Annotated in this window: 18 protein-coding genes; 17 read left to right on the top strand and 1 reads right to left on the bottom strand. The window is 37.6% G+C overall.

From position 1 onward, the window contains the following. The first annotated feature begins 48 nt into the window (after positions 1 to 48). The 14 genes from ACIROD_RS02255 (at position 49) to ACIROD_RS02190 (ending at position 17,042) form a co-directional block, all read left to right on the top strand. Positions 49 to 1,548, top strand: coding sequence for a sugar ABC transporter ATP-binding protein (locus ACIROD_RS02255; protein WP_402937534.1), 1,500 nt, complete (start codon positions 49 to 51; stop codon positions 1,546 to 1,548). After that, positions 1,529 to 2,524 carry an ABC transporter permease gene (locus tag ACIROD_RS02250; protein ID WP_201225245.1) on the top strand — a complete coding sequence of 332 codons (996 nt, stop codon included), beginning with the start codon at positions 1,529 to 1,531 and terminating at the stop codon, positions 2,522 to 2,524. The genes ACIROD_RS02255 and ACIROD_RS02250 overlap by 20 nt, the downstream gene beginning before the upstream one ends. Positions 2,525 to 3,063: 539 nt before the next feature. After that, positions 3,064 to 3,885, top strand: a complete 822-nt coding sequence (locus ACIROD_RS02245) for a sugar phosphate isomerase/epimerase family protein (RefSeq protein ID WP_402937530.1) — start codon at positions 3,064 to 3,066, stop codon at positions 3,883 to 3,885. A 27-nt stretch (positions 3,886 to 3,912) separates the two neighbouring features. Then, a complete protein-coding gene (locus ACIROD_RS02240) occupies positions 3,913 to 5,073 on the top strand; it encodes a substrate-binding domain-containing protein (RefSeq protein WP_402937527.1) in 1,161 nt (386 codons plus the stop codon). A 41-nt stretch (positions 5,074 to 5,114) separates the two neighbouring features. After that, entirely contained in the window at positions 5,115 to 6,299 is a 1,185-nt protein-coding gene (locus ACIROD_RS02235; RefSeq protein WP_098866254.1) for a levoglucosan dehydrogenase, read from the top strand. A gap of 561 nt (positions 6,300 to 6,860) precedes the next feature. After that, the gene (locus tag ACIROD_RS02230; protein WP_201183707.1) at positions 6,861 to 8,036 is read left to right on the top strand and encodes a Gfo/Idh/MocA family protein; all 1,176 of its coding nucleotides are present in this window, start codon (positions 6,861 to 6,863) and stop codon (positions 8,034 to 8,036) included. Beyond that, entirely contained in the window at positions 8,033 to 9,004 is a 972-nt protein-coding gene (locus ACIROD_RS02225; protein WP_230175733.1) for a sugar phosphate isomerase/epimerase family protein, read from the top strand. Before ACIROD_RS02230 ends, ACIROD_RS02225 begins: the two co-directional genes overlap by 4 nt. A 41-nt stretch (positions 9,005 to 9,045) precedes the next feature. Beyond that, positions 9,046 to 10,326 carry an MFS transporter gene (locus ACIROD_RS02220; protein WP_230175734.1) on the top strand — a complete coding sequence of 427 codons (1,281 nt, stop codon included), beginning with the start codon at positions 9,046 to 9,048 and terminating at the stop codon, positions 10,324 to 10,326. Between the two features lie 69 nt (positions 10,327 to 10,395). Beyond that, positions 10,396 to 11,421, top strand: coding sequence for a zinc-dependent alcohol dehydrogenase family protein (locus ACIROD_RS02215; RefSeq protein ID WP_230175735.1), 1,026 nt, complete (start codon positions 10,396 to 10,398; stop codon positions 11,419 to 11,421). 102 nt (positions 11,422 to 11,523) lie between these two features. Then, the gene (locus ACIROD_RS02210; RefSeq protein WP_230175736.1) at positions 11,524 to 12,369 is read left to right on the top strand and encodes a sugar phosphate isomerase/epimerase family protein; all 846 of its coding nucleotides are present in this window, start codon (positions 11,524 to 11,526) and stop codon (positions 12,367 to 12,369) included. 355 nt (positions 12,370 to 12,724) lie between these two features. Further along, positions 12,725 to 12,889: a LacI family DNA-binding transcriptional regulator gene (locus ACIROD_RS02205; protein WP_402937519.1), complete on the top strand. Its 165-nt coding sequence runs from the start codon at positions 12,725 to 12,727 to the stop codon at positions 12,887 to 12,889. Between the two features lie 394 nt (positions 12,890 to 13,283). Further along, a complete protein-coding gene (locus ACIROD_RS02200; protein WP_402937517.1) occupies positions 13,284 to 14,819 on the top strand; it encodes a spore germination protein in 1,536 nt (511 codons plus the stop codon). 28 nt (positions 14,820 to 14,847) lie between these two features. Then, positions 14,848 to 15,927, top strand: coding sequence for a Ger(x)C family spore germination protein (locus ACIROD_RS02195; protein ID WP_402937514.1), 1,080 nt, complete (start codon positions 14,848 to 14,850; stop codon positions 15,925 to 15,927). A 26-nt stretch (positions 15,928 to 15,953) separates the two neighbouring features. Further along, entirely contained in the window at positions 15,954 to 17,042 is a 1,089-nt protein-coding gene (locus tag ACIROD_RS02190) for a GerAB/ArcD/ProY family transporter (RefSeq protein ID WP_402937511.1), read from the top strand. Positions 17,043 to 18,142: 1,100 nt separating this feature from the next. Here the strand turns inward: ACIROD_RS02190 and ACIROD_RS02185 are convergent. Next, the gene (locus ACIROD_RS02185; RefSeq protein WP_402937508.1) at positions 18,143 to 18,964 is read right to left on the bottom strand and encodes an STAS domain-containing protein; all 822 of its coding nucleotides are present in this window, start codon (positions 18,962 to 18,964) and stop codon (positions 18,143 to 18,145) included. Positions 18,965 to 19,487: 523 nt separating this feature from the next. On the opposite strand from ACIROD_RS02185, the gene ACIROD_RS02180 reads away from it, so the two are divergent. The 3 genes from ACIROD_RS02180 to ACIROD_RS02170 all read left to right on the top strand — a co-directional run bounded on the left by ACIROD_RS02180 (position 19,488) and on the right by ACIROD_RS02170 (position 23,583). Further along, complete coding sequence (locus tag ACIROD_RS02180) at positions 19,488 to 20,753, top strand: benzoate/H(+) symporter BenE family transporter (RefSeq protein ID WP_402937505.1); 1,266 nt, start codon at positions 19,488 to 19,490, stop codon at positions 20,751 to 20,753. Between the two features lie 761 nt (positions 20,754 to 21,514). After that, positions 21,515 to 21,973: an SRPBCC family protein gene (locus ACIROD_RS02175; protein ID WP_222619864.1), complete on the top strand. Its 459-nt coding sequence runs from the start codon at positions 21,515 to 21,517 to the stop codon at positions 21,971 to 21,973. Between the two features lie 41 nt (positions 21,974 to 22,014). Next, on the top strand, positions 22,015 to 23,583 hold the full coding sequence (locus tag ACIROD_RS02170; RefSeq protein WP_402937502.1) for an AMP-binding protein: 1,569 nt from the start codon (positions 22,015 to 22,017) through the stop codon (positions 23,581 to 23,583). The last annotated feature ends 13 nt before the right edge of the window (positions 23,584 to 23,596 follow it).

Below are 23,596 nucleotides of genomic sequence, written 5' to 3'. Positions count from 1 at the left end.
GTTATTCTGAAATGAATACCTTCTACAAATAAAGAAGGTGAATTAGCTTTGGGACAGCCAATACTTGAAATGAAGAAAATATCTAAAGCATTCAACGGTATCAAGGTTCTTGACAATGTTGATTTCTCTATCAATAAGGGAGAGATACACGCCTTAATGGGTGGAAATGGTGCTGGTAAATCTACTTTAATGAAGATTTTAACGGGTGTTTATACAGCAGACTCAGGAGAAGTTTTAATTGAAAATGAAAAAGTAACAATCAATAGCTATGAGGATGCTAGAAAAAACTTTATATCTATGATCTTTCAGGAGTTTAGTTTAATTCCTACATTAACAGTTGCACAAAATATCTTTCTCACAAGAGAAGCCAAAACTTCTGTTGGGCTGATTAATGATAAAGAACTTGTTCTAAAAGCAGAAAAAATCATAAATGAATTAGGTGTCGATATCAACCCTAATGACATTGTCCAGGAACTTGGAGTAGGGTACTGGCAAATGACAGAAATTGCTAAAGCGCTTTCTCAGGAAGCCAAAATATTAGTCATGGATGAACCGACTGCCTCGCTTACTCAAAATGAGATAGACATACTATTTATGCTTATGAATCAACTAAAAGCAAAAGGATATTCTATCATTTATATTTCACATAGAATGGATGAAATCTTCAAGATTTGCGACCGTATTACGATTTTACGAGACGGAAAGCATGTAGCTACAGATAACATTGAAAATACTGATATGGAATCTGTTATTCAGCATATTGTAGGGGTGAAATTTAATAAGGCCTTTGAATGGAAAGAAAGAAGTTATTCTAAAGTTGCCCAGCCGGTATTACAGGTAAAAAATTTATCGTCAGGACCAAAAGTCAATAATGTAAATTTAAGCATCTATCCTGGTGAGATACTTGGCGTGGCCGGACTGATGGGAAGCGGAAGAACAGAAATGGTCCGAGGCATATTTGGGGTAGACCCCAAAGATAGTGGAGAAGTCATTGTAAATGGACAAAAAGTAACCATAAAAAGTCCAACTGACGCAATAAATGCGGGTATAGCCCTTATTCCGGAAGACCGTAGGGTACAGGGATTAATCTTGGAGCACAGTGTGAAAGAGAACATGGTCTTACCAATCATTTCGAAGGTTAAAAGAGGCTTTTTGCTTGATGATAAAAAGTCCAATGAAATTACGAACAAGTTTGTTAAAAAACTTAATATCAAGACAGACAGTATCTTCAAAAAGTCAGGTTTGCTCTCAGGTGGAAACCAGCAAAAAATTGTTTTGGCCAAGTGGCTGGCGAATGATCCAACGGTGCTTATTCTCGACGAACCTACAGTAGGGGTAGACATTGGTGCAAAATCAGAAATTATTGATGTCATTCGTGAACTTGCTGACAGCGGCAAGGCTATACTTGTTATCTCTTCGGAGCTTCAAGAACTGCTGGCCATGAGTGATCGTGTGGTCATCATGCACGAAGGAGCGATCATCAAGGAGCTCAATCGAAAAGAAATCGATACAGAGGAGGATCTTCAATATGCAATACAAGGTCACTAATAAAGTTGAAAACAAACCTAGAAACAATGTAACTACATCACTTAAAGGATTTGAATGGAGAAACTATATCGTTTATATAGCTTTTATAGGAGTATTATTCTATTTCTCGGTTAGCCTTTCTGACCAAGGATTCTTGAGCTCAGATAACTTTATGAATATAGTTAGACAAACAGCTCCTATCACAATCATGGCACTAGCGATGACATTTGTTATCAGTACAGGTGAAATTGACCTTTCTGTTGGCTCTATTGCCGCTTTATCTTCATTAACAGGTGCATTGGCCATCCAGGCTGGTTATGGAGCGATAGGTGGTGTAGCAGTTGGCTTGGCGACTGGGTTACTAGTTGGATTAATTAACGGATTGCTAGTAACAAGAGTACAAATCCCTTCCTTTTTGGTTACGCTTGGAACGTTGGGAGCTATTTCAGGGGTAGCGATGTGGATAACAGACACTGCACCGGTGCCGATCGTTGATGCTTCTTTTAACTTTATCTTTGGATCCGGTGACATTGGTGCAGTTCCTATCTTATTAGTGTGGACATTAATTCTGACTATTATTGCTCATATTCTATTGAAAAAAACACCTTTTGGAAGACAAACCCTTGCCACAGGCGGGAATGAGAGTGCCGCTCGTTTCTCAGGTGTAAAAACCATGAAAATTAAACTTATAGTCTTTCTTGGGACGGGCCTAATGGCGGGTTTGGCAGGTTTGTTATATGCGGGACGTATGCATGCAGGGAGGTATACATTTGGTCAGGGCGATGAGCTATCCGTTATCGCAGCAGTCATACTTGGCGGAACAAGCTTATTTGGCGGCGTAGGAACCATCGTTGGGACTGTAGTTGGATCGTTGATGATTGGAACTATTAACAACGGATTAATAATCATGGGCTTAGATGTGAGCCAACAGATGATTGTTAAAGGAATGATCATTATCATGGCTGTAGCGTTCGGTAAAAAAGCTTTGAAAAGATAGTAAACGATTCAATACTCACTTGGTTTCAACCACTAGAGCAGGGATGAGCAGTGAACAAAAAATCAGGTGGGAAACATTGAAATGGGTTTTTATCGGGCCACTTACATTGAAGTAATTAGAAGACTTGCTTTGTTTGAGGTGGTTTCTTTGACTGAGAACGGTTTAGATTTTTCAAACGCTAAGTTTTTATTTTGATTGATAGATAATATATATATAACAATTCAAAATGTAATCGATTACATTTGATTTAATGTTTATACCTGGAAATAACAACTTCTTTAAGCATTTAAAGGATCGTTCTTGGGATTGGGTATCTCTTTATAGGAATCTGCAACAATAAAACTTGATAATTGTAGGAATACTAGCACAACCCTATAAATCGATAGCACCTCTAGGACACTAGATACCACTTACGATCAGTGAGAGTATAGAAAACTAAATGATACAGGGTTAGTTTCTCATTATTCCTTTTTAGGAGGTGATTATTATTCTAGGGTTTTAAAGAAGGCTTTTCATCAGTTCGAATTGGAGGGTAAATAATGAAATTGGGATATCATACGAATACCTGGGGTGGAGTAATTGGCCATCCTGCAGGAGTCACTTCAGTGAAGGATTTATTCTATCTAGCAAATGGGTCAACAGAGGAAGCGTTAAAAGATATAGCAGAAGCAGGCTATCAAGGTTTTGAGATCTTCGATGGAAACCTAATGGAATACAAAGATCGAGTGGAAGAATTTAAGTCTTTGATACGGGAGAATTCCTTAGATTTTATTGGTGTGTACACAGGTGGGAATTTTATCTTTCCTGACATATTAGAAGAGGAATTATCAAAAATAGAGGCGGTAGCTGCTTTGGCATCAAAAGCGGGCGCAAAACACCTTATAGTCGGGGGAGGGGCAATCCGTTCGAATGGTATCCTGGATAGCGATTACATAGCGTTAGGGAATGCTCTTAATATTGTCTCAGACATTGCTGAAAAGTATGACCTTATAGCAAGTTACCATCCACATTTAGGGACAAATGTACAGTCCCCTAAGCAACTGGATAAACTAATGCTATTAACAAAGATAAATCTCTGCCCGGATACTGCTCATATTGAAGCTGGTGGTGGAGAACCGATAGATGTTATAAAAAAGTATTCGGATCGTATTAAATACGTTCATTTAAAAGACTACCATAATGGGGATTTCTTACCTTTGGGAGAGGGTCACCAAAATTTTGACCAGATGCTGACCGTTTTGGATGAAGTGAATTATGATGGATGGGTTACTGTCGAATTAGATAGCTACCCTAATCCAAAAAAAGGGGCAGAGATTAGCCGTCATTTTCTTTCTAAGTTTGTGAAGATAAATAACGTATAGGTTAAAGGATATGAAAGTGGGGTTATTATGAAGAAGTTTTTGTCGGTTTTCCCTATGATTTTGTTGATTACCTCTTTTGGACTAGTTGGCTGCAGCCAGGAAAGTTCGAACAGCACTGAAGTTGAAAATGCCCCAGAAGCAAATTCATCGGGTCCGCTTACCATTAACACTGAATTACCGAGTGATCAGGAAATTCTTAGTAAAGGTCCTCATGGGGAAACTGCAGTTTCAGCAACAACATTAGAACTTTCAGAACAGGATATGGAAAAAATTAAAAAAGGGAAATATACTGCAGCAATTGTAATGCATTACGCGGGTAACGATTGGGCAAAGGCACAAATCGACGGTCTGAAATCATCCTTCAAAAGAATGGGCGTAGAAGTTGTAGCCGTTACGGATGCACAATTTAAACCAGAGAAGCAGGTTTCAGATATAGAAACTGTTCTAGCAAAGGATCCTGATCTTATCATAAGTATTCCAGTAGACCCTGTCTCGACTGCTGCAGCATATAAGAAAGCAGTTGAAGCTGGAGTTAAGCTTGTGTTTATGGATAATACACCTAGCGGTCTGGAAGCAGGCAAGGATTATGTGAGTATTGTTTCTGCAGATAACTATGGAAATGGCGTGGCCGCAGCAGATATTATGGCTGAAAAACTTGGTGAAAAGGGGAAGGTCGGTATGGTTTTTCATGATGCTGACTTCTTTGTAACAAAACAACGTACAGAAGCATTTGAAGCAACCCTTAAAGAAAAGTATCCCGATATGAAAATTGTTGCACGTGGAGGGATAACTGACCCGAACCAGGGAGAGAAGGTTGCATCAGGTATGCTGACAAAAAACCCCACTTTAGATGGAATCTTTGTTGTTTGGGATGTACCTGCTGAAGGAGCATTAGCGGCAGTTAGAACTGCAGGTAGAGAGGATATGGTCATAACAACAATTGATTTAGGCACAAATGTTGCTTTGGATATTGCATCAGGTGGGCCAATAAAAGGTCTAGGGGCACAGCTGCCTTATGACCAGGGTATCGCTGAAGCTATCCTTGCTGGTTATGCTTTACTTGGAAAAGAAGCACCTGCATATATAGCAGTACCAGCTTTAACAGTAAATAAAGACAATATTCTGGATGCATGGGAACTGGTTTACCATACAGAGGCACCTAATACAATCCAGAATGCAGGAAAGTAAATAATTATTGATCGCTAATTTAATAATAGGAGGAGAATAAAATGAAGAAATTGAATATAGGCATGATTGGTGGAGGATTTATGGGGAAAGCGCATGCACTTGCATATGCAGGGATGCCGATGTTTTTTTGGCCGTCACCAGCAATCCCACATCGTCATACTTTAGTTGATATTACAGATGAATTAGCTAAGGATGGTGCGCTGCGTCTAGGGTTTGAGAATTATTCTTCCGATTGGAGAGCGGTAGTAGAAAATCCAGACATTGATATTATTGATATTGTTACTCCTAATGATTCACATGCAGAAATAGCGATTGCTGCTGCTAAGGCTGGAAAGCATATTATTTCAGAAAAACCTTTAGCAAGAGATGCTAAAGAGGCAAAAACCATGTTAGAGGCTGTACGTGAGGCAGGGGTCAAGCATATGGTTGCTTTCAATTATAGAAGAACACCAGCTGTTGCATTGGCTAAAAAATATATTGAAGAAGGAAGAATTGGAAGGGTTTTGAATTTCCGGGGTACTTATCTACAAGACTGGTCTGCAGACCCTAATTCACCTTTATCATGGCGATTCCAGAAAAAAGTCGCAGGTTCTGGCGCTCTAGGAGATATAGGAACTCATGTAATCGACTTTGCACGTTACCTGGTCGGTGAAATCACTGATGTTAATGCACTTGCAAGAACATGGATTCCTGAGAGGCCAGTTCAAACAGGTGGTGTCGACAAATTAGGTACTATCAAAGGGTCTGAAGGTGTACCAAAGAGTGCTGTAGATGTAGATGATGAGTTTACTACATTGGTAAAGTTTGAGAACGGAGCAATTGGAAGTATTGAGGCTACACGCAATGCTTGGGGTCGTAACAACTTCTTAACATTCGAAATTCATGGTGACAAAGGTTCAATTTGTTTCAACTACGAGCGCCGTGATGAACTCCAAGTTTGTTTCTCTGACGACCCAGGCGATGCCAAAGGCTTCAGAACAGTTTATACTGGTCCGGCCCATCCATACGGAGAAAGTCTCTGGCCAATTCCAGCGTTAGGCATCGGCTATGGTGAAACAAAAATAATCGAAACTTATGATTTTATTAAATCAATTGCAGAAAACACAGCTGTTTCACCAGACTTTAATGATGGGTTTCAGATTGCAGTTATTTCTGATGCAATCCTTGAATCTGCTGAAAAAGGTGCATGGGTGAATCTGCAACAAAACCTTGTAAATGTAAAATAAATAAAGGGAAACTCCATCAGTAGAAGGTTATTTCATTTACACTTAAACAGGCCAGTCCTGAAATAAATTGGTAAACCTGCAGGTTTCATTATATGAGCTATGTTATTTGATAATACTTCTGTGTTTTTTATCTCTAATATATAAAAAAAGGGTGACTATTAAAACAAGTCACCCCCTTTTTATTGCATCCCTCATTAACAAACCTTAAGACTCACACAGTTTTGACCTGACTGAGTTAACTAATTTAGAAGTACATCTATTTTTGAGAAAATATAAATTTATGGGTAAAAAATGTCTATATACAATAAGTATAAAGATTATAAATTTTGTGAAAAAAGTTGCAATTATTAATGTAATCGATTACAATTATTCTTGTAAAACAGTTTAATACTTAAACAGCCTAATAAGAATAGATAGATAGCATTAATCTCTATAATATGTAATCGATTACATGTAATTATCTCTAATTCACACGAAATCAAGGAAATAAAGGAAAAAAGGAATAAAACTTTGTAATCGATTACAGATAATCATATGTTACTGGTTAAGGAGGATCACACCATGGAAAAAATTAAAGTGGGAGTCATCGGAAATGGTTTTATTGGACCTACTCATATTGAAGCTATCAGAAGGCTTGGTTTTGTGGAAGTGATCGGGCTAGCAGCTAATGGTCAGGAGGCCGCTGAAAAAAAGGCGGCTGAACTCGGGATTTCAAAAGCCTTTGGCGATTATCGCGATATGCTAAAAGATAGTGAAATCCAAGTGGTACATAACTGCACACCGAACCATCTTCACTTTACGATCAATAAAGAGATTATGTTAGCAGGAAAGCATGTTGTTTCAGAAAAGCCTCTAGCAATGTCAAGCCAAGAATCAGCTGAATTGTTAGCGCTCGCAAAAGAAAATAAAGTCGTGCATGGCGTCAACTTCAATTATAGGCAATACCCGATCATGAAACAATTGGCAGCAATGATAAAGAATGGCGAGTTGGGCAAAGTGAATCTTGTGCACGGAAGCTACTTACAAGATTGGTTATTATATGAGACAGATTTTAATTGGCGGTTGGCTTCGGATGTAGGCGGAAAATCACGAGCCATCGCGGATATCGGTTCCCACTGGTGCGATACCGTCCAATATGTGACCGGAAAACGGATTACGGAAGTATTCGCTGATTTAGCAACAGTCATTCCAGTAAGAAAGAAACAAAAACACAACGGATCCACTTTTGGAACGGAAAAAGAAGAAAATAAGAATTATGAAGATGTTTCTATCAATACAGAAGATTACGCATCCGTTCTTGTACGCTTTGAGGATGGAGCCAAAGGGGTGTTTACGGTATCTCAGGTAAGCGCTGGCCGGAAAAATAGGTTGAGCTTTGAGATCAATGGAAGTCAACATTCAGCCTTCTGGAACCAGGAGGAACCGGAGAAATTATGGATTGGCCACCGTGAAAGACCGAATGAAATCCTTCAGGCAGATCCTGCTTTGTTCTTACCGGAAGCCAAACAAGCAATCCACCATCCAGGCGGACATAATGAAGGTTGGCCGGATGCAATGAAGAATATGATGCTGAATTATTATTCCTTCATTCGTGAAGGCAAGGATCTACTAAATGAACAAGTTAATTTTGCGACATTTGAAGATGGTCATATATCCATGTGCATTACTGATGCGATTTTAGAGAGCCATGAACAACAAAAATGGGTGAAAGTCCAGGGAAGGCAGGAGTATCTATGAAACTAGGTGTATTTACCGTTCTTTATCAAAACCTTTCTTTTGAAGCGATGTTGGATAAGCTTTCCGAAATGGGGGTAGATGCGGTTGAACTGGGTACTGGAAATTATCCGGGGAACTGCCATTGCAACCCGGATGAGTTATTAAGCAGTCCTGAAAAAGTTAAAGAATTTAAACGTGCGATTGATAGTAGAGGAATGACTATCAGTGGTCTAAGCTGTCATGGGAATCCGCTTCACCCGAATCAAAAGGCTGCGAAAGAAGCACATGAAACTTGGAGAAAAACCGTTTTATTAGCGGAACGGTTAGAAGTTCCTGTCATCAATGGGTTTTCAGGCTGTCCAGGTGATCATCATGAAGCAAGGTTTCCAAACTGGGTAACATGCTCCTGGCCACCTGAATACACCGAGGTTCTAGATTGGCAATGGAACGAAGCCGTAATTCCCTATTGGAAAGAGGAAGCTCGATTTGCCAAGTCACACGGCATCAATCAAATCGCACTTGAAATGCACCCAGGGTTTGTTGTGTACAACCCGGAAACATTACTGAAGTTAAGGGAGCATGTAGGACCGATTATAGGAGCGAATTTTGATCCAAGCCATTTGATCTGGCAAGGAATAAATCCGGTTGAAGCCATTAAAAGGCTTGGAAAAGAAAATGCCATCTATCATTTTCACGCGAAAGATACGTATTTGGACCAAGCAAATATTAGTGTAAATGGCGTCCTGGATACAAAGCATTACAGTGATATCTTAAATCGCTCCTGGACATTTAGATCTGTAGGTTATGGACAAGACGAAAAAGTTTGGAAAGATATTGTAAGCGCTCTACTCGCAGTAGGATATGATTACGTTGTTTCAATCGAGCATGAAGATATGCTTGCGTCGCTAGATGAGGGTTTAGGCAAGGCCATTTCCTTATTAAAAGGGACCATGTTTAAAGAGCAATTAACTGAAATGTGGTGGGCATAAGGCTCACCATTCCTTAACTTTATAATTCGAGGTGATTAATAGTGAAAGCAATAAAAGGAACGAAACGCGGTCTCTTCGGCCTTCCTATCACCATGATTTGGGGATATTTAGCAACAATGATTTTTATGGTTGGGGACGGACTTGAGCATGGATGGCTGTCTCCATATCTTATTGAACAAGGTTTTACCGTTCAACAGTCTGCTACCTTATTTATGGCATATGGGGGAGTATTGGCTATTGCCTCCTACTTTTCCGGGGTTCTGACAGAAGCCTGGGGAGCAAGAAAAGTGATGATTTTAGGAATGATCATCTGGTTGATCGGTCACATTGCTTTTATAGAGGCTCTTCAAAGTATTAACTATTCAGTCATGTTGCCTACCTATGCTTTACGCGGATTCGGATATCCATTATTTTGTTACTCTTTCTTAGTGTGGGTCACGTATCGCAGCCCTGGTAAGGTCCTTGCGACAGCAATCGGAGTTTTCTGGGCAGCTTGGATTGCGGGGCTTTATGTAATCGGAAGTTATTTCCCAGCATTTATGCTTCCTAAAATTGGGCATGTAGGTCTTCTATGGAGTGCAGTTGCTTGGGTTTTAGTCGGTGGTTTAATTGGAATTTATGTTGTCGGACGCGATACAGGAGCTAAGAAAGGCAATCCAAAGGAAAAGTTCAAAAGCTTAATTAGTGGACTAACCATTTGCTACGAGAATCCAAAAGTAGCAATCGGTGGTATTGTTCGTACGATCAATACGACAGGTATAGGTGCACTGCCAATCTTTTTCCCGTTATATTTATCTTCCGAATACGGATTTAGCACAGAGCAATGGCTGCAAGTATGGGGAACGATGTGGTTAGCTAATATTGTTTTTGATATTGTTATCCCCTATGTCAGCGATAAATGGTTAGGCTGGAGAAATACGGTTATGTGGATTGGAAGCTTTGGTTCGGGTGTAATGACTTTGGTTTTGCTTTATACGCCACAGGTTTTCGGTGGTAATTTTTGGATGATGACTCTTGCAGGAGTATTTCTTGGAGCTGCACTCACAGGTTACGTACCAATCACTGCAATTGTAACTTCACTTGCACCGGATAAGAAAGGGTCTGCAATGGCTGTTGTAAATTTCGGAGCAGGATTATCTTACTTCATTGCACCGGCAATCGTTGGGGCATTCATCGGCAGCATCGGTGTGGAAGGTGTGATGTGGGTATTCGCCATCTTGTATTTTATTAGTGCATTCTTAATGAGATTCATGAAATTACCGCATGAAGAAAAGCAAAAACAGAAAGAAAATGCTTTTATTGACAAAGATCAAGCAAGTTAAAAGATAATAAAAACATTATATATTAAAAACTATGAAAAATAAGACCTTTATTAATAGGAGGAGAAAACCATGAAAGCAGTTATTTTTCCTGGAGACAAAAAAGTAGAAATAAGAGAAATGGAAATCCCGACACCTGGTATGGGAGAAGTTTTAATCCAAATGAAAGCATCTGCGATTTGCCGCAGTGATATGAGTTTATATTATGGAACTTCGGTTTTTGAGGGTACAAAACTTGGTTCTATTGTTCCAGGTCATGAACCTGCAGGAATCATAACAGAATTAGGAGAAGGGGTAACCACTTTTAAGACAGGAGACCGTGTTGCGGTTTATTTAGCACTAGGATGCGGGGAGTGTGCCCATTGTAAGAGTGGTTACAAAATGTTCTGTAAGGAATTCAAGTGCATAGGATTTGATTCCCACGGTGGAGACGCAGATTACATGGTTGTTCCGGCTGAAAACTGCATGAGGCTTCCCGATGATATGAGCTTTTTAACAGCTGCCGTTTCAACTGATGCTGTCGGAACGTTATTCCATGCCCAAAAAAGACTAGCGATTTCTGGAAGAGACAAACTTGTCATTTTCGGAATGGGTCCTATGGGGGCCGCCGGTGTAATGATCGGAAATGCCCTGGGTGCGACTGTAATTGCAGTCGATATGCTCGATGAGCGCTTAGAAATGGCGAAAGAATTAGGCGCTGCCTACGTAATTAATGGGAAAAATGCAAACGTACAAGAAGAAATTTCCCGCATTACAAATGGTCTTGGTGCCGATGCGGCGATCGATTGTTCAGGAAGCCCTTTTGCTCAGAATGATGCGCTGGATTGCGTTAGAGCCCATGGACGGGTTGCCTTTGTTGGTGAAAGCAAGGAAACTACGATTAAACCAAGTGCACAATTAATCCGTAAACAAATCTCTGTCATAGGGTCGTGGTATTTCCCAATCCAGGAATTTGACGAAATTACGGAATTCATTGTGAGAAAAAAACTCCCTGTTGAAAGATTGGTGACCCATAAATTCAGACTGGAAGAAGCAGAAACAGCGTTCCGACTATTTGATGAAAGAAAAACGGAAAAAGCAGTATTTGTTTGGGAATAATATTTAGCTATACAAATACTTATTAGCTCTCATTGCCGGTCCGAAGTATAGGGATAAAATAACAATCGTTAAATAATATCATTCGAAAAGAGGTTATGTATCATGAAGGGCATTTCGTTTAATACTTGGGCATACAGCAGTTTTCCATCTTGGGTTCCTTCCTATCCGCTAGAGGAAGTAATAAATAGGATTTCATCATTTGGTTATGATGCGATTGAGATTGGATGTGCAGCTCCTCATGCCTGGCCGGACTATTTATCACCGGAAAGAAGGAAGGAAATTTTAAAACTTTTAAAAGAAAAAAACTTAAAGGTATCATCGATGCTTCCTGCACCAGGAGGCGGACCGGGTAATAACCCAAGTTCACTTCTTGCTGAGGAACGAAAATTTACGATCAACCACTATAAAGAGGTTGTCCGGTTGGCACACGAGTGGGAATGCCCGACAGTTATGTGGATTGCAGGATGGGCCTCATTTGGCATGTCTCAACAGGATGCCTGGAATTACAGCTTAGAGGGGTTGGGGGAAGTTGGTAATTATGCCAAAGAGCTAGGTGTAACTATGGTTGTTGAGCCAACCCCTGCAGATAGCAACCTGATTGAAACGGCGGATGATGCTTTGTTATTAAGCGAACAAACTGGTTTATCCAATGTCAAGGTAATGTTTGATACATTCCATGCTTTGTACAGAAACGAAGTACCAAGTGATTATGTATATCGAATGAAGAATAAACTCCACCATGTGCATATTTCGGACAATGACCGTCTCCCTCCTGGCCAAGGAAGAGGCGATTTTACGGCCGTACTTAAAGCATTAAAAGAAATCAATTATGATGGGTATTTATCAATGGAAGTAGGATTTCATACAAGACAAGCAGAACCAGATTGGTACGCAAGGACTTCGATTGAATACTTGAAAGCTAAATTAAGTGAGATTGATTATTTATAAAAGGTATTGTTATGAAATATCATATTTGAAGTTATATACCTATGATTTCTGAGAAGAAAAGGATACTAGAAAAAGTTGCTAAGGTTTGGAAACTGATTAGAAAAATTATAAAGAATAGAGGCATAGTCGATTGCTATGCCTCTATTCTTTATATATATAAACCTAGTAGCTACCTAATACTGTTGTTTTAGGATTCTTTTTGGTTATTAGTAATTCAAAGTGATCTTACATTCATCCTGTAATATTTAACAAGGATAAAAACACTTGAACAGTCATTCAATATCAACATTTTTCTTTAACAGAGCCAATTATTAAAAATAAAGGCTATAGAGAGGAGAGGAGAGAGAAATAACCTATGGCAATTACAATAAAAGATGTGGAAAAACTGGCGAATGTTGCTACTTTTATAATTTCTCAATTGAATGCAGATGATACTCGAATAAGTGAAAAAACGAAGGTTCGTGTTCGTAAGGCAATGCAAAAGTTAGGATACCATCCTAACTTCATTAAAAAGGTTTGACAGAAAATGATGATACACTAATAAGCAAACTGTTTAACAAAAGGAGAGTTGGGTTAATGTATGGACCGGTTTAAATGAGTATCCTGAATTAAATATAAAATTGAGGGGAGCATTAGAGTTTAAACTCCATTCGATGATTTAAGAGAGCCTTTTGGCTCTTTTTATTTTGAAAAAGTTTTAACTTTGTAAATTTGTGTTTGCTGTCCTACCCTATCCCTACAGGAATTATTTCTATTAGGATCATGGTCCTTTGCTTACTCTAAGCTATATTTATATTATGTAAACTGGAGAGGATAAAGTTTTCAATTATTATAAAACGAATTTACATAAATTTGGGGATGACTTTACATAATATAGAAGGATATGAATTCCATTGTAATAGGGAGGTGATTAGATGTTCTTCAAAAAACGAAAGATTAGAAATAATAAAGACAAACAGGCCGTCACTGAGAATTCACAAGATATTGGCCAGCTGTTTGCTAAGGTTAAAAAATCCAGTGATTTTAAACAATTTCCACTTACAGATGAATCGGGACATTTAATCATTTCTTACTACAATACACTGGTCGATCAACAACAACTCCAACAGAAAATTTTAATGATTTTCCGAGAGACCCCTTTTGAACTAGACAGGCTAGAGAAAATTGATGACATAAAAAAAATCATCGCAATAGAAGATATTGTAATAACGGATAATCGGAACGAAGCTGAATCAAAGTTACTTAAAGGGTATGCGATACTTCAAATGAAGGAAAATGATCAAAGGGTTGCTTTAATTCTCTTATCTAATGATAAAGCTGGATTGCGTGAACAAAATAACGTTGAAAATGAGTTTAGTGTGGTGGGGCCACAAATTGGGTTTCTTGAGAATATTGATGTAAATATACATTTATTAAGACAACAAATAAATACAACTGATCTAATTACGAAGGAAGTAAACATTGGTTCAACTTCAAATACTCGAGTTATTATTGCTCATATTGATGGGATTACGAGTGAGCAGCATGTTAATACCATGACCCAACGGCTTCAAGATATTGATTTTGATGTCATTTTTGATACTTCTCAGCTGCATCAATTTATAGAAGATAATTCCCTTACACCGTTTCCTTTGCTTCTTCCAACTGAACGTGTGGATAGGACGGTTCAAGCTCTTATTAACGGACAAGTAGCTGTTTTAAGTAGTGGGTCGCCATATGTCATTACAGGTCCTTCTACGATCATTGATTATTTTATTTCACCTGAAGATTACTTTCTCCCATGGATTCTTGGATCTTTTTTTCGTTTAATACGGGTATGCAGTGTCCTTTTCTCCATTTTTGGAACATCTATTTATATAGCCGTTATCACTTACCATTACGAGATGATTCCAAACGATTTATTCGGTTCACTTAGTATTTCTCGTTATAATGTCCCGTTTCCGCCGGTATTAGAGGTGATTTTTCTGGAATTCACGATTGAACTATTACGTGAAGCGGGAGTCCGGTTACCTACAAAGGTAGGACAAACATTAGGAATAGTGGGCGGTATTGTTATCGGCCAAGCGTCAGTTGAGGCGTCCCTTACAAGTAATGTCTTACTCATTATAGTCGCCTTATCTGCCTTAGCTTCCTTTACTACCCCAATTTATAAAATGTCGAACACTATACGTTTTTTGCGTTTTCCTTTAATTCTCTTCGCATCTATTTGGGGGGGATTAGGTATCGTTATCGGGATTGCCTTTTTACTCATTCACCTTACACGGTTAGAATCTTTAGGAACACCCTATACCGTTCCATTTTATCCTTTTAGGCCAGAGGATTTAACGGACAGCCTGATCCGTTCCTCTTATAGTAAAACATCCAAAAGGCCAAATTATTTACGTCCTAAATCAATTTTGAGATACCACCCACATAATCACAAAAAAAAGAAAAGTGATTTTGATGAATAATCAGGAAAGGATCATAAAGGTGAAGTAAATGAAATTATGTTTTCTGATAACTTTTAGCTTAACTTTCTTTTTATCAGGGTGTGGTATACATGAGAGGATCATTGATGAAGTTCAGATAATTGAAGCTCTAGGATATGATCGGGAAGAAGGCAAAGTTAAAGGAATTGCTCTTTATCCTACTTTCGCAGAAAAGGATAATATCAAATTGAAGATTTATAAAACGGTGTCTGATTCAAATGAAGACATACTCCCGAGAATGAATGCAAAATCAGCCTATCCTATTGAGACAGGAAAATTAGATTTTATATTGTTCGGCAAGGAATATGCCAGACAAGGGATCGAAGATGTTATCACTAATTTTGCCCGAAATCCAAGAACGGCGAGTCGAATGCAGTTGGGCATTGCTGAAAACAAAGCCGAAGATATACTTCAATCCAGTAAACATGTGAATCTTTCATTCCATTTAAGTGAAAAAATCAATCAAAACATTGAAAGTGGTAATTTGCCAAAAATGAATCTGCACATGTTTTTGAAAAATTTTCATCAAGAAGGGAGGGATCAAATTTTACCTTACTTTATCCTAGAGGAAAATCAAATTAAAATTGACGGGTTAGCTTTATTAAAAAACGGGAAGTACATAAATCATATTAATTTAAGACAGTCCTTAATTCTAAAAACATTAATTGACGGGTCTCAAAATGGACAATATAAAACCAAAATCACGCAAAATAAAAAGGAAGGTTTTATACTCTTGAAAAACCTGGATGCAAAAACTACATATACGGTTGAGAAAAGCGAAAGCATTCCCAGTATATTCATCGATATAACCATCCATGCAGAGATTGAAAAAGCATCATCCTGGTTTGATTTGAAAAAAGATAAAGATATTGTAAAATTGGAACGAATTTTAAATGAACACTTTAAGGAAGAGGTCCAACGTTTAATTTCACTGGTACAAGGATACAATGTAGATCCCATTGGGTTGGGAGAAAAGGTTAGAGCCACCTCAAGAAATTGGGACTATCAACGGTTTATGGATATATACCCAGAAGTAAAAACCACTGTACACACAAATATTGACATCCTAAATACAGGTACTGAAGATTAAGTCTGCATGATAAGAGGAGGAACCACGTGAAATCATTACTAGACGAACGACATTTAGTATCTTCTTTTTACGTTTTCTTTCTGATCTACACGAATATTATTGGCATAGGAATCATGAGTTTTCAACGAGGTATAACGAAGGACGCAGGTTATGATGCATGGATTTCCATCATTTTATCAAGTATAAGCATTCATATACTAGTTTGGATGGTCTATCGTATTCTTGGAATTGCTAATAATGATGTCATACATGTTCACAAATTTTGCTTTGGAAAATGGATTGGCGGACTGTTCAACATTTTTATGATTTTCTACTTTCTTATATTAGCGTTAATTGTTTTCCGTGTTTATATTGAAGTTGTTCAAGTTTGGCTGTTTCCCTTAATGAAGACCTGGCAAATAAGCCTCATTCTTCTAGTCCTCATTTATTACGTTGTATCCGGTGGATTCCGCGTTATTACTGGAATGTGTTTCTGGGGAACTATCATACCCTTTATTATCCTGTTTCCCCTTAATTTTTTTTCATTGGAATTTGCCAATTTTCACAATTTATTACCCGTCTTTAACCACTCTGTGAAGGAAATCGTATCATCCTCTAAAGCTATGTTGTTTCAGTATGTTGGCTTTGAGACCTTATTCATGTTCTACCCATTAATTAAAAATCCAGACAAATCACAAAAATGGGCCCATTTTGGACTTTTGTTCTCAAGCTTACTTTATCTAATAATAGCACTCATCACATTTGTCTTCTTTAGTGAAGGACAATTAAACCATACAATATGGCCAACATTAGCTCAAATGAAAATTGCGAAATTCCCTCTAATAGAAAGAGTCGAATTTATCGTTGTTTCGATTTGGTTACTTCTCATATTACCCAATATCAGTGTGAAAATATGGGCAGGTTGTCGTGCTATTAAGAAAGTAATAAATGTGAAACAACGTATAAGTCTGTTCATTGTACTGATCCTATTCTTTATTATAGCTAATGTGCTCAAAGAGAGGAGTCAAATAGAGCGATTAAATGAAATGTATTCAAACATTGCTTTTTACTTTGTGTATCTATATATCCCTTTTCTCTTTTTGTACATTCATATTAAGCATAAAATAACTAAGTAGGATAGAAAGCTTCTAGAAACTTATAATACAAACTGGGCAGATCGTTTTGTAAGGATTCAACAGAAAAGGTCTGTAGTTACATTTGAGAAGGTGAACCATTCCAAATCACAGATTTTAAAATGGATAATCCTAAACTAAGTGAGGTTTTAGTTCGCCTTATTGCGTCGGGGATTTTGTCACACTGATGTTCTAACACAAATCAAGCTTACCATTATATAATTCTCCATTGGTTTTTGTAAATTTAGGTATCATAACGCATTTTGGTGGTTGAAGTTAATTAGGGGGTTTGTAGGAATGGGAATAAGTAGGGTAGGTGCAATTATATTTGGAATAAGCCGAAGAATCTTAGTTTTAATATTAATTACAGATTTAAATTAGAAAAGAAAATTGAAGAGAATAATTTGATTGATTAATGATGTGTACTTCTTAAACTAAGAGTGCGATACTTCAATAAGAGGTATCGTATTTTCTAATTGAGCTCCCATAAAAATTAAAAAAGCTCAAAATCCAGAAAAAACCACAGCAAAATAGACACAGTAAAAATGCTTTTTAAAAATAGGCTGAGCCTTATGAGTGATCTAATTGAGTTTGGTAAACCGTTAAATAAAAACCTCCAATCATTGCAAATTAAGTAAAGGCTAGCGCGACGATCAAAAAAGGATTAATCTCCCCATGAGTGCTACCCATAAAGGGCGCGACAGTCGGTAGTACACCGTAGTCGTCGGAGTCAGACTAACGGATGGGCTCAAAGGCACCATAGTTCAACGACGTTCTTCGCCAGCCATTAAAACATTATCGACACAGAGACCAATTTTCATTCTCTGTGGTGAAACGCTGATTTTTGCGCTTTATAGATGGTAACGGGTGCGTTAGCTGAAAACAGGAGCTGTTTTTAAGGCAGCACATTCTTTGTATACCGGGCATTTTGGTTGAAGAAAAAAATGAATTAATTAGTGTTGAATTAAATACTAAATACCCTAATTATTGCTTATACCAAGGCGTAACTGCCGGGCAGGAACAAATAATTAGACAGTTGGTCAGAATATATTGAATAAGAAAAAAGAGTCGGCAAAGCGACTCTCCTCTAAAATTCTCCGTGTTTAACTTAATAAGAATTTATTCAATGCTTGTTGTAAAGTTCCTAATGTTTGTGCTTTTTCATTTAATCTTATTCCTAAGTTTATCATACTTCTAACCACTTCAGCTCTTAACCCGGTAATCACAGTGGTACATCCCATTAATGAAGTGCCGTCTATAATCTTCATTAAATGATCAATTACTTCGGCCTCGATTTCCATAATTCCAGATAAGTCCATAATCAATGTTTGAATACGCAATTTTCCAATCTCCATTAAAACTTTTTCCTCGAGGATATTCGTTCGGTAAAGATCAACCGCACCAATAAGAGGCAAAATACATATAGTAGGTGTTATTGGGATTATGGGCACCGAAAGATTTTCAACCAATTCTTTTTGAGCCATTATCAACGAATCTTTGTACTGAGAATATGTGATAAAAAAAACATTTAAAAATCTGTCTACCTGATTATTAACTTGTTTTTCTACCGAAAAAAATTCTTCAGTAATAACCTTATTAATTACCTTGTTATATTCTTGTAGGAACCTCCACAAGGTCCTTCGAATTGCTTGCACCCACTCTAATTTGAAAGTTAATGGAATTGCGTGTGTCGCCCAAGCTATACCTTCTTGTGTAGCAAATGATTGAAGCTCCTGTTCTTTAGCCTCAATAATGTATTGAATCAGCCTATGGGCATTATTTACCAGGTCAATATTACCGACCGTTAAAATTTCTTCAATTTTTTCTTTTACATTAGATGCTTCGTTTAATAATGAATTTTCAAAATCCGTTTTATTTTCTTGGATGAATTCCAGTAATTTATATGTATCTAGTGACTCCTTCATAATATAATCCCCCTATTTTTTATATACCAAAACTTTAATTACCCTGTAATTATAATTCCTAAACCCGTTTACACTATAAGCTTCTACTTTAAAGGGAAAATGGATGTATTTATGTTAATTAATCTTGTTAAGATTTTCACTTAAGTACTGTCAGTAATAGCGTACTAAAGAAGAGGAAAGTTTTGTTTGACAGATTTATTTTGAAATAAGAAAAGTAAGATTTTAAAAGACTGATATATATTAATTGATTATTCTGTTATTAGGGAAGGTTAACTCTACTTCAAATCTTTATAAGATTTTCCTTACCTTTACTTGTAAACGCTTTCTTTTTTTAGGGGGATTTGATTCATAAAATAGGAGGGATGACAACGTGGACGATAAAAGGAAAACGTAAATCTCTGGCCACTATTTCGTTAGCTAATACCAAAAGTAATAGTATTCCGTTTTAGATTCCGTCCTAGGAGTTGGCCAGAGACAGAATCTTTTTCTATCCAATGAGATGATAAAAAAGGAGGTTTCCAAAATGAGTATCGAAAGAGGTACAGACGTTAGGAAAAACATTATGGATTTTTTCGGTAATTTAACTCCCGCTGCTCTTGGAACTGGTTTGGTTGCTGCATTGTTTAGCATTATGGGGCCAGGTTTAATTGTAATGAATTCAGCTAAAGAAGGTAACCTTTCTGTTGAGCAGGCAATTTCTTGGTTGTTTATTATTTATACGGCGGGAGGTATATTTACGATTTTCTTGTCACTCCGCTATCGTATACCCATTGTGGTGGCCTATAGCATACCTGGTGCAATATTAATAGGCAATGCGTTAAAGCATATACCCTTTAATGAGGCAATTGGTGCATCTATTGTTGCTGGAATAGTAGTTACAATTCTTGGATTGTCAGGGGTAATCAAGAAGGTAATAGAATTAATTCCTCTTCCGGTTATGCTAGGAATGATTGCTGGTGTCCTTCTATCTTTTGGTATCAAAGCAATACAGGCTGTGGTAGAGGCACCAGCAGTTGCAGGGAGTTCTTTTGCAGTCTTCTTCCTCTTAATGGCGATGAAAAAATTCTCAAGAAAATTCCCGCCTATTCTAGGAGCAATAATAATAGGAGGGATAATCGCAACAGCCCTTGGGCAAACGAACTGGGGGTCGATACAACCTTCATTTGCTCATCCTATATTTGTAGTACCTCATTTTAGTATTCAAGCTACATTAGAACTAACGTTGCCCTTAATTATATTGATAATTGGTGTTCAGAATATGCAGGCTGTCGGGGTGCTATTTGCTACAGGATATAAACCTCCTATCAATGCTATGTTTACTATTCCAGGTATTGGTACAATCGTTAACTCTCTTTTTGGAGGACACCCAACTGTTATAGCTGGACCAAGTACTGCAATGGTTTCTAGCGATGCAGCAGGTGAGGATAAAAATTTGAGATATGTAGCGGCAACTTTTGATGGATTACTTTGGATATGTTTTGGTTTAGTAGCGGGGATGGTTATTGCAGTTTCGACGGTGGTTCCTGGTCAATTGCTTTCTGTGCTCGGTGGTCTTGCTATTTTTAACGTGTTTATAAGTACATTTGCCGGGGCTTTCAACGGGAAATTTAAAAATGGAGCCATGGTAGCATTTCTTATAGCCATTTCTAATGTAACAGTATTTACTGTTGGTTCCGCTTTCTGGGCTCTATTGGTAGGATTTGTCGTTTCATTATTACTTGATCGAGAGGACTACAGCAAAGCAAAAAGTAAAATGGATTCAAAAAAAGATGGAGCAAAGATTGCATAGTAATATAAAGGGTTTGGGATTTATGAAACTCCCCTTTGGACTATATCCCTTATATGGGGCAAATTAAAAAGGGGTACTCTATCAGAATAATTGAACTGGAGTCTTTCTTTAATTACCATTGGTTTCTCTCAAATAATAATCGTATTTAAATTGTCTGCCTTCGATGTATTTCATTAACTTTTCACGTGACTTATGATCTCTTTAAGATGACAAAATAATTACTAGTTGAATTATCCTAATATTCTTTTTTGAGACATTGATTATGTTACCTTTAGTTTTTTAAAAGAGGAGGATGTAATGGAAGCCAATGGAGAAATAGAAAATGATATTAGGGTGAAATTGTTATACTAAGCATCTTTCCATTTAAACAGTGAGTAAAAAAATGGAATTACCTAATAGATGACCATATTAATTTATCAGTCAACATATTTGAAGGAATGGGAACATATTGGCATAGTAAGTAACTTTGGCGTAAATTGTATTCTCCAAGGTTATATTAAGCAAAAAAAAGTTAAAAGCCTGTGCAGAATTTCAGAAAGTGAATATTGAATATTCAAAATAATAGGAAATATTTTAAGTGATTTAAACAAGATTTTGAAAATGGAAAGTAAGTTTATAGATTATTATGCTAGTAATGGAAGGTGAAATCACAATTAAAACAATCCATATTATTAATGCAATACTTTTTTTTCATTTATTATTTATCATTATTTGAAACCGTTTTCTTGAAAATGTTGTTAAAGATAGGATAGGAGGAGTTTATGATGGAAGGTAAAGGGAGTTTGAATTTGCCAGCAGGAATTGAAAAGTCTTGGGATGTGTTACTAGATTCAGAGGTGCTTAAGAGATGCATCATGGGGTGCAAAAAATTGGAGTTAGTTGAAGAAAATAAATATGAAGCTGATATATCAATGGGTGTTGCATCAGTGAAAGGTGATTACTCTACAACAATTGAATTAGCGAATATTAATAAACCGATATCTTATCAAATGATCGTTAAAGGTGAGGGGGGACCTGGAAGCATTGAAGCCGTCGCAGATATTACTCTTGAATCAGTAGATGAAAACAACACTGTTCTCTCTTACAGCTTTGAAGCAGAAGTGGGAGGAAAAGTTGCGATGGTCGGTCAACGAATGCTAGGAGGCGTATCTAAACTGGTTATTAAAGACTTCTTCAAAAAATTTGGGAAAGAATTAAAAAACGCTGAAGTTACCAATTAAATAAGTAATGAACCATCAAGGGGAGAAAGGAGAGATTTTTTATGAATTTAGGTACATTATTGGATTTTGCGGTGGAACGCTATCCAAATCAAATCGCTCTCGTTCAAGGCCTGAAATCTTATACTTATGCCCAATTACAAAAGGAAGTAGAAAAAGTTGCTGCCTCTCTGCAGCGTTTAGGCATTCAAAAACAGGACCGTGTTGTTGTCATCTTAAAGAACAGACAGGAAAATGTTATGGTTTACTGGGCAATACAACAGATTGGTGCAATCTATACTCCAATAAACCACCGCTTATCCGCCAAAGAGGTCGAGTATTGTGTAAACGATTCTGAAGCGAAGGCTATCATCTTTGAATCAACCAGTCAAAGTGCTGTGTCAGGTGCGAACTTTCTCGAAAGACCAATCTTGATTGGTGTTGATAATGATAATGGTGTGGATATTTCTTATCCGGAACTAGTAAACAGAAGCCCAGGAAGCTATCAAAGGCCAATTCTAGATGAGAATGATATATCGATAATGCTATACACATCCGGTACAACAGGACGTCCAAAGGGAGTACCACGAACGCATAGGAATGAATATGCTTCGGCTATGGCACATATCGTCCAAAACCAGTACCAGTTGTGGGAAAGTACATTAGGAGTAATGCCACTTTATCATACAATGGGTGTTCGTTCGTTGCTCTCTATGACTTTTTTAAATGGAAAGTTTGCTCTTTTATCAAACTTAGACTTTGATGCAGGTGAGGCGCTTGAAATTGTAGAAAGAGAAAAAATTTCATCCCTTTATTTAGTTCCGACGCTTTTTCATGATATGTTATCATACCCGGATTTTGGCAGGTATAACCTTACCAAGCTTGAAAAAATCGGTTATGCTGGTGCCGCAATGACCACTACATTAGTAAATCAATGTGTGGAGTTACTTAAACCAAAACTGTTTGTAAATCATTACGGCAGTACGGAGGTATATACGTTTACCATCTGCCCTGATGTACATAAAAAGCCAGGCAGTGCAGGTAAACCGGGGATTCATCAAAATATTCGCCTGGTAAAAGCAGATCCAGACGGTCATTCTACTCCTGATGATATTGTTGGGAGAGGAGAAGTCGGCGAAATTATTGCGAATCTGAAGTCCGTTGAAGCCTTTAAAGGGTATTGGAATCGACCGGAGGCGACGGATAAAACTATTCGAGATGGCTGGTATTTTACAGGAGATATTGGCTTTATTGATAAAGACGGTGACTTATTCGTTGTTGGCCGGGTTGACGATATGATTATCTCTGGGGGAGAAAACATTCATCCATTAGAAGTCGAGGATTGTCTGACTCAACATCCAAAAGTTAGGGAAGCTACCGTAATTGGGGAGCTTGATGAGCGATGGGGGCAGATTGTTACCGCTTATATTGTTGCTAAAGACGAATCTGTTACAGAGCAGGAACTGGATGAATTTTGCAAGAATATACCCAGTTTATCAAATTTCAAAAGGCCTCGTAAGTATACGTTTGTAAAAGAGATTCCAAAAAGTCCTGTAGGGAAAATTCTTCGCCGTAAATTGCGCGAGGGTGATATTGAGGCACCTCACAATGAAAGTGAAGCTATCAGCCAATAAAAATTTAAAAATA

It is taken from the genome of Peribacillus sp. NPDC101481, assembly GCF_044767165.1.
Lineage (GTDB): Bacteria > Bacillota > Bacilli > Bacillales > DSM-1321 > Peribacillus.
The sequence above is the reverse complement of the archived record's forward strand: the minus strand, read 5'-3'. Positions and strand labels throughout refer to the sequence as shown.